This is a genomic window from Campylobacter novaezeelandiae (genome assembly GCF_018968685.1).
Taxonomy (GTDB): domain Bacteria; phylum Campylobacterota; class Campylobacteria; order Campylobacterales; family Campylobacteraceae; genus Campylobacter_D; species Campylobacter_D novaezeelandiae.
Genome location: NZ_CP076657.1, coordinates 385924 through 398720, shown reverse-complemented (window position 1 = coordinate 398720; position 12797 = coordinate 385924). Strand labels below are relative to the sequence as shown.

The 12797-nt window shown below is 29.1% G+C and carries 10 protein-coding genes; all 10 read right to left on the bottom strand.

The genetic code is table 11. From position 1 onward, the window contains the following. Positions 1-8: 8 nt before the first annotated feature. The 10 genes from CNZW441b_RS02120 to CNZW441b_RS02075 all read right to left on the bottom strand — a co-directional run bounded on the left by CNZW441b_RS02120 (position 9) and on the right by CNZW441b_RS02075 (position 12795). Positions 9-545, bottom strand: a complete 537-nt coding sequence (locus CNZW441b_RS02120) for a HyaD/HybD family hydrogenase maturation endopeptidase (protein WP_131163751.1) — start codon at positions 543-545, stop codon at positions 9-11. Further along, on the bottom strand, positions 542-1234 hold the full coding sequence (gene cybH / locus CNZW441b_RS02115; protein WP_131163752.1) for a Ni/Fe-hydrogenase, b-type cytochrome subunit: 693 nt from the start codon (positions 1232-1234) through the stop codon (positions 542-544). Before cybH ends, CNZW441b_RS02120 begins: the two co-directional genes overlap by 4 nt. Positions 1235-1244: 10 nt before the next feature. After that, positions 1245-2960: a nickel-dependent hydrogenase large subunit gene (locus CNZW441b_RS02110; protein ID WP_131166253.1), complete on the bottom strand. Its 1716-nt coding sequence runs from the start codon at positions 2958-2960 to the stop codon at positions 1245-1247. Positions 2961-2962: 2 nt separating this feature from the next. Further along, a complete protein-coding gene (locus CNZW441b_RS02105) occupies positions 2963-4102 on the bottom strand; it encodes a hydrogenase small subunit (RefSeq protein ID WP_131163754.1) in 1140 nt (379 codons plus the stop codon). Positions 4103-4225: 123 nt separating this feature from the next. After that, entirely contained in the window at positions 4226-6058 is a 1833-nt protein-coding gene (gene mnmC, locus CNZW441b_RS02100) for a bifunctional tRNA (5-methylaminomethyl-2-thiouridine)(34)-methyltransferase MnmC2/FAD-dependent 5-carboxymethylaminomethyl-2-thiouridine(34) oxidoreductase MnmC1 (protein ID WP_131166254.1), read from the bottom strand. Between the two features lie 5 nt (positions 6059-6063). After that, entirely contained in the window at positions 6064-8088 is a 2025-nt protein-coding gene (locus CNZW441b_RS02095; RefSeq protein WP_131166255.1) for an N-acetylmuramoyl-L-alanine amidase, read from the bottom strand. Further along, positions 8088-9179 (bottom strand): nitronate monooxygenase, encoded by a 1092-nt coding sequence (locus tag CNZW441b_RS02090; RefSeq protein WP_131163757.1) that lies wholly within the window; start codon positions 9177-9179, stop codon positions 8088-8090. Before CNZW441b_RS02090 ends, CNZW441b_RS02095 begins: the two co-directional genes overlap by 1 nt. Then, positions 9176-10384 carry a tyrosine--tRNA ligase gene (gene tyrS / locus CNZW441b_RS02085; RefSeq protein ID WP_131163758.1) on the bottom strand — a complete coding sequence of 403 codons (1209 nt, stop codon included), beginning with the start codon at positions 10382-10384 and terminating at the stop codon, positions 9176-9178. Before tyrS ends, CNZW441b_RS02090 begins: the two co-directional genes overlap by 4 nt. Positions 10385-10394: 10 nt before the next feature. Then, positions 10395-12590, bottom strand: coding sequence for a RelA/SpoT family protein (locus CNZW441b_RS02080; protein WP_131163759.1), 2196 nt, complete (start codon positions 12588-12590; stop codon positions 10395-10397). Next, a complete protein-coding gene (locus CNZW441b_RS02075; protein ID WP_131163760.1) occupies positions 12577-12795 on the bottom strand; it encodes a DNA-directed RNA polymerase subunit omega in 219 nt (72 codons plus the stop codon). The genes CNZW441b_RS02080 and CNZW441b_RS02075 overlap by 14 nt, the downstream gene beginning before the upstream one ends. Positions 12796-12797: the final 2 nt, after the last annotated feature.

Here is a 12797-nt window from a genome sequence, read left to right as displayed (position 1 = left end):
AATCAAGATTAATTTTTATAAGATATATTGGCTAATTCTTGTAAAGAATAATCTGCTATTTTAATATAAGAAAATCCCTCTTCTTTTAAAAAATTTAATAAAATTTTTTCCATAATTTGAGTGCTCTTAATAATTTCATCAGAAATTGCAAAACTCATCTGCTCAATTCTTTTTGGGATACAAGCCAAAATTCTAGTTTCTGGAAGATCTCCTAAAATTTCCATATACTGTAGAGTTTGAAGCATTTCAACTTCATGAGCACTTCCACTCCACTTAATTTTATTGGGCATAGCACAATAAGGGAAAAAAAATACTTCTCCGATATTTGAATCATCAGCTGAAATGCAATCAAGTATAATTACCTTATCATATTTGGCGATAATATAACTTAATTGCAAAGCCAAAGTTCCTCCATCAACAAAATCTAAAATATATCCATTTGGATGAGAAAATTTATAATTTTTTTCAAGCAATTTACAAAGATGAACGCCTAAACCTTCATCTGCAAACATAATATTGCCTATCCCAAGAATTAAGAATTTCAATGTTTCTCTTCTTTTACAAACTTATATCCACTAATGATAGCATCTATAGCACCATCTTTGCCTTTAATTGCATTAAAAATCGCCATGTAAATATGAACTGGTACAAATATTATAATCACCCACATCAAAATTCTATGATAAGTTCTTACATCAGCTAAACCACCCATTGCAGCTTCAAGAGGTCTTAAAATATTATATAGCAATCCCCCTAAACCCTCATGATAAGTATGGGTATAAAGAATAAGTCCAGTTAAAATAATACCTAACATCACAAGATAAAAGAAAAAATAGGTCACAAACTGTAAAGGATTATAAACTCCTTTTAAATGAGGGTGTTTTCCTAAAAAAATATAAAATTTTATTTGTTCTATCCATAATTTGACATTAAAAATATCCCACACACTTCTACGTTCTTTTGCGCTTACCTTGTCACAAAAAAATAAATATATCTTAAAAATAATACAAGCAATCAAAACAAAACCCACTGCTTGATGAACTAAACGGTATTTTGCCTGCATAAAATTAACAGGCTCACCATTGCTAATTGGAGTTTGAAATACATAAGAAAGATAATATCCCGTGCCAATAAGTATTACTATCGCAATAGCTCTTACCCAGTGCGTTAAACGCAAACCTATGCTAAATTCGTATTCAGCTTTTCTTTGCAATCTTTCTTCCTTATTTTGCATGAAAGCCTCCTTATAAATTGACATTCACTTTATATTCACTTAAATTATTACCTTTTGTATCCATAACATGAACAGCGCAAGCAATACAAGGATCGTAAGAGTGAATTTTTCTAATAATTTCAAGAGGTTGTTTTACATCAGCAATTTTTAAACCTATTAAACATTGCTCATAGCTTCCGCCTACTCCTTTAGCATCTTTTGGACTTGCATTCCAAGTTGACGGTACTACTGCTTGCCAATTTTCAATTACACCATTTTTAATACGACACCAATGACTTAATGTTCCACGAGGCACATGACCCATATAACGGCCTTTATACTCTTTAGAATTATCAATTACATATGGAGCACAAGTACTTTGATCTACCTTTAAATTTTCTACCAAATTATCAAAAGCTCTTAAAGTATTGTTTGCCACAATTTTTGCTTCTATACAGCGTGCCGCTGTTCTTCCAAGCGTACTAAATATAGCATTTAAAGGAAGTCCTGTTTCTTTTAAAAACTCATCTACAACAGGGACAACATTTTTATTACCCTTAGCATAATTAACCACAATGTTTGCTAAAGGTCCTACTTGCATTGGCTCCCCATCATATCTTGGCGCTTTAATCCAACTATATTTACCTTTAGTATCAAATACTTTAGAGGTTACTTTATTTCCATGATGATCTATACTTTCTCCATCTATAAGTCCTGTATAATTTGGATTTGTTTTACCATCATAAGGATGTAAAGCTTCATTATCTGCATACCAAGAATGCGTTGCCTCTTCTGTAATTTTATCTTCATTAACTTCGTAAACTTTACTCAAATCACCATTTTTAATAATACCGCTTTCAAAAAGCCATTCATCTCTTCCAAGTTGAAATTCCTTAAAAGTATAAAGATTGGAAACACCTATATCATTTAAAACGCTTGCTTCGTTTGCATAAGCTTTAGCTGCCATAACAAGATCAGGATAATAAGCACGATTAACAAAATCCGCAACCTCTTGGAATTTGCTCATATATTCACCCATTCTAGAAGGAGATAATAAATCCATAACACAAGTTACCCCTCCTACAGTTAAACTTTGAGGATGTGGATTTTTTGCACCAAAAATTGCCATACACTGAGCAATTATCCTTTGAATTCTTAAGCATTCAAGATAATGAGAAAGAACTATAAGATTTTCCTCAGGACTTAAACGATAAGTTGGATGACCATAATAAGCATTAGCAAAAGGTCCTAAATTTCCTTTATCTACAAAAGTTTTAAGTCTTTGTTGCACCTCTAAAAGTTTATCTGCACCTGTTGCATAAGGATTAGATGTATAATTAAATGCAATATCACTAGCCTTTTTTACATCGGCACTTAAAGCACTTACAACATCTGCCCAATCAAGCCCATGAAGTTGATAAAAATGCACTATATGATCATGTAAAAATAAAGCAGCATTCATTAAAGTTCTAGTAAGCAAAGCATTAAGCGGAGGAGTAATTCCCAAAGCATTTTCAACAGCAACAATACCTGCTTTATAATGAGAAAAAGTACAAACTCCACAAATTCTTTGAGTCATAAAGCCAGCATCTCTTGGATCACGCCCCTTAACAATAACTTCTATACCACGCCATAAAGTAGAACCTGCATAAGCTTCTTTAACTATATTATTTTCATCAACAACGACTTCAACCCTTAAATGGCCTTCAATTCTTGTAATCGGATCTACGATAATTTTTTGATTCATTATTATTCCTTGTCTTTTTGTGTAGAAGATATTATAGCATGTGCTGCAATCGCAACACCAGTAAGAGTAAGAACTCCTATGCCAATTTTATCAGAAATACTATCAGCACCTAAACCAAAAACTGTATCAAATTTTCGACTTGCCATAGGCTCTTCAAAAGGACCCATAGTATCCCAAAAATCAGGCTCTGAGCAACCTATACAACCATGCCCTGCTTGAATAGGCCAAGAAGTGTGCTGATTAAATCTTTCTCTTGAACAATTATTAAAAGTATAAGGACCTTTACAACCTACTCTATAAAGGCAATATCCATTTTTTGCACCTTCATCTCCAAAAGAATGGACAAATTCTCCTGCATCAAAATGCCCCCTTCTTTCACAAAGATCATGAATTCTTAAACCATAAGCCCATTTTGGTCTATTATAGACATCTAAAGATGGGAGTTCGCCAAAAAGTAAATAATGTAAAACATTACCTACAATATTTTTCTCGCTAGGAGGACAACCTGGAATATTAATAACAGTTTTATTTGTTACTTTAGATAAGGCTTTAGCATTACTTGGATTTGGTCTTGCTGCCTGAATTCCCCCAAAAGATGAACATGTTCCTATAGCAAAAATAGCAAGAGCATTTTCACTTGCTTCTTTTGCTATTTCAAATCCACTTTTACCTTTTGGACCTATAGTTAAAAAATATTCTGTATCTCCAGAAGGAATCCCTCCTTCTACCATTAAAATATATTTATTTTTATGCTTAATGATAGCATTTTCTAAATTCTCTTCAGCTTGCCAACCTGCTGCTGCCATAACGGTTTCATGATATTCTAAAGAAATATAATCAAAAATTAAACTATCAATAGTTGGTGTATCTGTTCTCAATAAACTCTCTGAACAACCTGTGCATTCTGCCATATGAAGCCATATAACAGGAAGTCTATCAGCTAACTCAGCAGCACGAGCTACCATAGGAGTAAAACTTGCTGGAAGAGCCAAAAAAGCTGTCATAGCTGCTGCCCATTTCATAAAATCTCTTCTAGTAAAACCTGAGTTTTCCAAAGCTTTTACAATAGAATTATTGGATTTTAAAGAAGGAAGTTTTTCAAGCATTTTTAAACGGAAATCAATTTCTTTATAATCAATCATCCTTATTCCTTGCATAGTAAATTTATTTAATTATAAATATATAATAAAATAAAGAAATTTAAATTTAAATTAAATTTTGATTTATTATTTATAATATTTTTTAAATTAAAATACTAATTTTATTTATAAACCCTTTTTTAATTTTCTAATCAAAAATCTTGCAGGATGTATGTCAGAAATAAATCTTTTAAAAAATCCTAAGGGCTCTTCATTTATCAGAAAACAAATATATCTAGCAGCTAAAATACTCGTACTAAAAGCTCTTGAACCGTGTGCGAAATTCAAATAAAGATTGGGAATATTTTTTCCAGTTTTTTGTTCTTTATTTTTAGTCCATAATAAATTTTTATAATTTGCTTTATAAAACTGCTCATCATAAGCTGGACCTACTATGCAAAATCTATCACTTGAATAAGATCTAAAACCAACTTTTGAACCTACAACTACAGCCTTTTTAGTATCTTTTAAAAATCCGCTCACTTTTTCTATATTTTCTTTATCATCTACATTTTTAGAAGATAAACTTTCATCTAAGCGATCATAACTTGCTCCAATTACTTGTATATCATTTTTTATAGGGCAAATATAACCCTTTGAAGACAAAGGATATTTGATATCTAAAATAGGTTTTAGATGAGTAACTTGACCTCTAACCTTGCTTAAATTCATCCCATCATAATTTATAAAATCTTTGGTATCTGATCCTAATGCATAGATTAAAATCCCAAAGCCATCTTTTTTTTCAGCATCTTTAAAACTAAGTGAAAAAAGTTCATTATCAAATTCATAATTTAAAAATTCATGATTAAAATAAATCTTAGCATTGCTTTTTATAAAAAGTTCTTTTACAATTTTTTTAGGATCTATAATACCACCATCTTCTAAAAAAGCTTGATTATCTTTTATAGCAAATAAAGGATTATCTTTTTGACTTATAAATCTTTGTTTCATCAAATCATTATGAGCAAATTCAACTACTCCATTAAAAGACAGATTAAGAATTTGCCTATAAAAACGACTTGCTTCAATAAAAGATTCTTGAGAGAATTCTCCCAAAGAAACATTAGGCTTTAAAATTAAAGAACTTAAAATCCCACTTTCATTGCCACTTGCACCCAATCCTAAAGAAGATTTTTTCTCAAAAATACTTATATCAAACCCTCTTAAACTAAGTTCATATGCAAGCAATGCAGCACAAATACCTGCACCTACAATTGCAACTTTTTTATTTTTTACTTTTTGATCAACTTTTAAGAAATAAGCTTCTTTATCTTTGATTAAATAACCTTTAAAAAAAGCTCTAAGCATTTCTCTTTTTCTAAAGCCTGAAATTTTCTTTGTTTCAAAACCAAAATTTTCAAGATTTTTTCTTAAAAAACTCGAAGCAGAAAAAGTGCAAACTTGGGCTTTAAAATTGGATAATCTTGACATATTAAAGACAAGTTTTTCATCAAACATTTCTTTATTTTTACTAGGTGAAAAACCATCTAAGTACCAAACATCTGCCTTAAATTCAAGATCGCTTAAAATATTAGCATTGCCAAAAACAAGATCTAAAAAACAATCCTTAAAATAAAAACGATAATATCCCTCTTTACATTTTGGATAAAACTTTAAAAATTCTTCCAAATATTCTTTAAATTCATCATAAAATCCTAATTTTTTATAAATTTCCCTTAAAAAATCTTTTTCTATATAAAAACCTTCTATGCTTATATAAAAAAGTTTTTTAGGTCTTTTTGTGGCCTTTAAGAATCTTTTCAAAGTAAGAAAAAAATTTAAACCTATACCAAAACCTAATTCAGCAATCACAAAACTATCATTTTGTGTAAATTCAAAAGATTCACTGTAAATATATTTACTCTCATTTAAGCCATCTTTAGAATTAAAATAAAAATCATCAAAATCTAAAGAAAAAGGAGTATTATCTTTAAAAATAATATTAGCTTTTTTCATTTTCTTTAGCGATTGTTATAAAAATAACTCTCCACTCCATCCACTATACCCTTGGCTAAAGTATCCTGAAAACTCTTATTTGCTATTCTTTTGCCTTCGCTTGGATGGGTAATATAGCCTATCTCAATCAAAATCGCTGGCATTTGTGCTCCAACTAAAACCCAAAAAGGAGCTTCTCTTACCCCTCCATCAACAACTTTGTATTTTTTTCTTACTTGAGAAAGAATATTTTTTTGAACATCTATAGCAAATTTATTTGAAGCAATAATTTTTTCACGATTTAAAAAATTTAAAATACTTTGTTTTGAGAAATAATTAATTTCTTCAAAATCTCCCTGATTTTCTTTTTCAGCGGCTTTTTTGCTTCTTTCGCTTCTTGCTGGACTCAAAAAGAAAGTTTCAACCCCTTCTGCACTTTTAGCTTTTTTTGCATTAGGAGCTGCATTTGCGTGAATTGATATAAATAAATCAGCTTTTTTATCATTGGCAAATTTAGTCCTATCTCTTAAATTGATAAATTTATCTGTACTTCTAGTATAAAGAACTTTATAGCCTTTTTTCTTAAGTTCATTACCAAGTTTCAAAGCTGTGCTTAATACTATATTCTTCTCTTTTAAAGTGCCCTTTTTATCACTTAAAGCACCACTATCTTTTCCTCCATGTCCTGCATCAATCACTATCAGTTTTTTAGATCTAAAATTTGAATTCAAAGCACTCTTATTTGAATTAGTTTTTGTAGTATTTTTTGCAGTTTGAAAAGCTATCATCAAAGTTTTATCACTTAAATCTTGAGTAAATTGAAATTCTTTTGGTCCACTCAAAACTATACGGATAGTTTTAGGATTATACTGTGCTACTGTGATAGTATTTTGCTTAAAACTAAAACTTTTACGTGATCCTTCTAAAACTCCTTTAAAACTTATAATTTGTCTAAAAACATTTTGTTCCTTTGAGACAAAAGAATTTATCTCTTTTTCATCAATATCTCCACTTAAATTTAAAACTACCCCATTTAAAACTTTATCTACATCTAAAACATAAAGTGTTTCTTCTTTTTGATTTTTTTTATCAATTGGTTTTTGATTTTGTTTTTTTTCTAAGGCCTGAGATTTTATTTCTTGCTTATTTATTTTTTTTTCTATAGAAACTTCTTGTTTAATTTTTTCTTGAACTGAATTTTTTTTGATTTCTTTTTCTTTTTGCGAAATTAAAATGCTTAATTTACTTCCGTCTAATTTAAAACTAATAGGAAGTTTTTCTTTAGCATAAACAACAATACGCGTCGTTTTAGGATTATACTGAGAAATTACGACATTATAGTTATTAAAATCATACTTTTTTCTTCCACCTTCTAAAATAGCCTCAAAATCAATAATGTAACGAAAATTATTCTTTTCATCTAAAACAAAGTTCTTAATATCTTCCTTTTTTAAATTTGAATTAAGAATTAATTCTACATCCTGTTCATTTTTTTTTGAAGATAAAATATAAATTTTATCTGTTTTGATATTGCTTTTAGAATTAATTTCTTGAGTGTTTTTGCTAGTATTTTTTGTTAAATTCTTGTCTATTGTTTTATCTTGCTTTTTATTTTGTTCTTTTACCTGAACTTGTTTAATTTGATTTTCTTTATTTAGAGAATTTGATGTTTGAGTAATTTGAGCATCATTGTTTAAATTTGTTTTTGATGGTGCTTTAGATTTTTCATCTTTAAGTTTTATAACAATTTCTCTTAAAGCATTAATAACACTTTGTTTAACTCCACTTTCTTCTAATTCGCTAGCATAGGATTTATCATCTAAGCTTAAAGCATTTGAGCTAATAATCAAACGTTTTAAAACTTCTATTTTAGATTTTTCATCATCTTTTATTACGCTTTGTATATAAAGACTTTTGAGTTGATGATGAAATTTAATTTGTTCTTGATTATTAGAATTAATAAAATTTTTATCAAAATTTGATAATTCATTTTCAAAAGCACCAAAACAAAAATTAACAAAAATAAAAAATAATACTAAAATTTTAGTCATTATTCTCCATTAACAAGTTTATCTATAAGCTCTTTAACGCTTATTAATTTTTCTAAACGATAACCATTAGCACCAGTAAAAAACAATCCTGTTTCTTTTCTTCCATAATAAGCATCAAAAAGTCTATCAGCTATACAATATCCTACCTTTGTAGCTTCTTTTCCTCTTTCGCAAGGAGAAACACAATTGCTAACACAATTAATTTTTGGACCCATTCTTTTTTCAACCAAATTAAGTAAATTAGTTTGTATACCCCTTGCTGGATAACCTACAGGTGATTTTATGAGTTTAATATCATCTTCTTTACACTCAAGCAAAACATTTTTAAATTCATCACTTGCATCACATTCAAAAGTTCCAATAAATCTTGTTCCCATTTGAACTCCACTTGCACCAAGAGAAAGCATTTTCTCAATATCATTTTTATCCCAAATTCCACCAGCAACTATGACAGGAAAAGAACCCCAATTTTTTACTTCCTCTAATACAGGGGCAATTAGATTTTCAAGCTTATATGCAGGATTTAAACATTGTTCATAAGTAAAACCTTGATGTCCTCCACTTTTTGGTCCCTCTAAGATAACAGCATCAGGTAAACGATTATAACGCCCAAGCCATCTTTTGCAGATAATTTTTAGAGCTTTAGCAGATGAAACAATAGGAACAAGTGCTACATCTGGAAAATCTATAGTAAATTCTGGCAAATTTGTAGGAAGACCTGCTCCTGAAACAATAACATTAAACCCAGCTTCACAAGCATCACGCACAATCCTAGAATAATCATTACTAGCACAAAGTATATTGCACCCTAAAGGCGCATCTTTACAAATTTTTCTAGCATTATCAATTAAAGCTTGCAATCCTTTACGTGAATAAAAATTTTCACTTCCATAAGGTCTTGAATTAAATTCTTTGCTTACATATTGTAAATTTCCATAATATCCCGTTCCAACAGATGAAATAATTCCAAGTCCCCCATTTAAAGATACAGCTGAAGCCAATTTATCCCAACTTATACCAAGTCCCATTCCACCTTGAAAAATGGGATATTTTATAGTATGTTTTCCTATTTTCAAAGGTTTAAAACTCATTGAACTACCTTTAATTTTGCAAATTTTCTCTTACCAATTTGTATAACGTACTCGCCTTTGTAAAGTTGCATTTGCTCTTCTTTGGTTTTATTTCCATTAATACTTACTGAATTAGCCAATATGCTCCTTCTTGCTGAAGAGGTTGAATTCTCTAAACCACAAAATACCAAAGCCTTAGCAAGCCAAATACTTTCTCCTTTAAATTCAAACTCTTCAATTTCACTTGGCAAAGCATTAAAGCTATGAATTTTATCAAATTCTATTTTTGCATTATTTGCTTGTTCTTTAGAGTGAAAACGTTCTACTATTTCCAAAGCTAAATTTTCTTTAGCTATTTTAGGATGAAGTTTATTATTTTTAATATCTTCTTTTATTGATTCAAGCTCAATTAAACTTTTCTGACTTAAAAGCTCGTAATATCTAAACATAAGTTCATCGCTAATGCTTAAAATTTTAGCATACATATCATTAGCTTTTTCTGTAACTCCTATATAGTTATTTAAACTTTTGCTCATTTTATTAATGCCATCTAGACCTTCTAAAAGAGGCATCATTATAACAACTTGTTCTTTATTTGTATTGTAAATTCTTTGTAGAGTTCTTCCCATTAAAAGATTAAATTTTTGATCTGTTCCACCCATTTCTATATCATTTTTAAGTACAACACTATCATAGCCTTGAAGCAAAGGGTATAAAAATTCACAAATACTAATAGGACTTTGTTCCTTAAAACGTTTGGTAAAATCATCTCTTTCTAGCATTCTAGCTACACTGAAAGTTGAAGTAAGTTCAACCAATCCGCTTGCTCCTAATTCATTTAACCAAGTAGAATTAAATTTAATCTGAGTTTTATCCTTATCTAAAATCTTAAAAACTTGCTCTTCATAAGTTTTAGCATTTTTTAAAACTTGCTCTTTATCTAGTTTTTTTCTTGTTGCATTTTTACCGCTTGGATCTCCAATTTGTCCAGTAAAATCACCAATTAAAAATTGAACTATAGCCCCGTGTTTTTGCAAAAAGGCCATTTTATTTAAAACTACACTATGACCTAAATGCAAATCTGGAGCAGTTGGATCAAAACCTGCTTTAATGAAAAAATTTTCACCCTTTTCATAATAATTTTTAATTAAAATTTCTAATTTTTCTTCATCAATAATCTCAGCACACCCTCTTTTAACTTCGGCTAAAATATTTTCCATATTCATAATTTTTCCTTTATTTTATACCCCAGCTTTCTTTATATGCATCATTCAAAGATACAAAATCTAAAATTTTACAATGAGTTTTTAACCTATCTTTGATAAGCTCAGGATCAATATTATCTAAAAATTCTATTATAATTTCAAAATAATCGACAATAGAACTTTTTTCATTAAATAAATTAATTTTTAATAAATTTACTTGCATTTTAGCAAGTAAAGCTAAAAATTCAGCTAAAGCTCCTTTTTTATTTTCCAAAGAAAAAAGGAGCTTATAACTTTTTGGAATCTTAGCATCCCATTTTATAAAAACCATATCTTTGTTTTCTTCAAGCATTTTATCAGCTCTTTCACAAAATTTATGATGAACCATAGCATTTCCAGAATGAACAAAAGCCATAATAGAATCACCATATTTTGGATGGCAACAATAATCAAACTCTATATTTGAAATCTTATGATTTGAATAAAGAATAAAATTTCCTATCTTTTGCTCTTTAATCTCATATTTATCAAACCAATAGGATTTTTTTGCGTATTTTTTAAGTCCATTGACAATATCTTGTAAATATACCTTATCATTAGAAGCTTGTCTTATTCTTCGTTTTAAATTTTCTTTTTCAATCCAGTTTTCGATTTGATTTTTAGAAGTTCCAAAAATAAAACATAAAATATTAATCACATTAATAAGATTAATTTCTCTAGATTTTTGTTTACAAAATTCTCTTATGCTAGCTTTTGCTTTCCCAGTTTTAACACTATCAATCCAAGAGCAACGATAAAATTTTTCATCACTTGTTATAATATGCACAATATCACCGTTTTTAAGTTCTGTTAAAAGCGGAACCTTGATACGATTTACATAAGCACTTTTTGCATGAAGTCCTATTTTAGTATGAATTTCATAAGCAAAATCAAGAGCTGTTGCTCCACGTGGCAAAGTAAAAATTTCTCCTTTAGGAGAATAAACAGCTATATCTTCAACATATAAACTATCTTTAGCATATTCATAAAGCTCTATTGCGCTATAATCTTGCGAATTTAATACCTCATTTGAAGAAAGATCATTAATCCAATCAAGCTTAGGTACAGCAACATTTCCTTCTTTATATCTCCAATGCGCTGCTATTCCATATTCTGCAATCTTATGCATATCAAAAGTTCTAATTTGAGCCTCAATAATATTTTTTGTATCAAATAAAGTTGTATGTATTGTTTGATATCCATTTTGTTTTGGCAAAGCTATATAGTCTTTAAAACGAGAAATTAAAGGATTAAAATGCGTATGCAAAATTCCCAAAGCAAGATAGCAATCACTTACTTTTTCAACTAAAATTCTAACACCCAATAAATCTAAAACCTCTTCAATTCCTATACCTTTTCTTTGCATTTTAAGATATATAGAATAACTATGTTTAATACGTTTTTGTATTTCAAAGCTCCCTTGTCTAAAACCATTATTTAAAAACAAAAGCTCTATTTTGGAAATAAATTCATTAAGACCAAGTTGCATGTGTTGATTATTTGAATTAATATAACGACTAATTTGATTATATTCATCTGGCATTAAATATTTAAAACTTAAGTCTTCAAGATGGTTCTTAATACTTGAAATTCCAAGTCTATGAGCAATAGGAGCATAAACAACTAATGTTTCTTCGCTAATTCTTTTTTGTTTTTCACTTCTTAGGACATCTAAAGTAAGCATATTATGAAGTCTATCACAAAGTTTTACAACCAAAACTCCAACATCTTCTATACTTGCTAAAAGCATATTTCTAAATGTTAAAGCTGACTTAGTTAAATTTTGTTTAGACTTTGAGCTAATCAGATTATCTTCTCTGATTTCAATAATTTTAGTAAGGCCTAAAACAAGTTTTAAAACTTCTGAACCAAATTTTTTTCCCAATTCTTCTTCTGTGCAGTAAGTATCCTCGATTACATCATGAAGTAAAGCAGCGATTATACAAGATTTATTACCACTTAAAAATGCTACTAAAGTTGCCACTAAAATAGGATGAACAGCATAAGGTTCCCCGCTTTTTCTTGTTTGTCCTTCATGATAAGTTATACAACAATTTACCGCTTTTTCTAGCATAGAATCAGGTTTAAAAACACTATAAAGAAGTTCTTTTGCCTCCTCAAGATTTTTACAATTTTTAACTTGTTCTATTAATCTTTCAAGCAATAATTCTTCATCAACTAATTTCAACTAAACCCTCTAAGGTAATTTTATCATTTGCAATTTCATATAAAGCAATATCTGTTAATTTTACTTTATTTTTATCAAGTTCAACTAAACAAGTAGCACCATTAGCTAATTGTTCTGCTCTCTTTGCAACAACTAAAGATAATTTATAGCGATCATTATTCATTTTCTTTAAAGCTTTGGCAGTAATTTCTTCAATTCTCAACATTT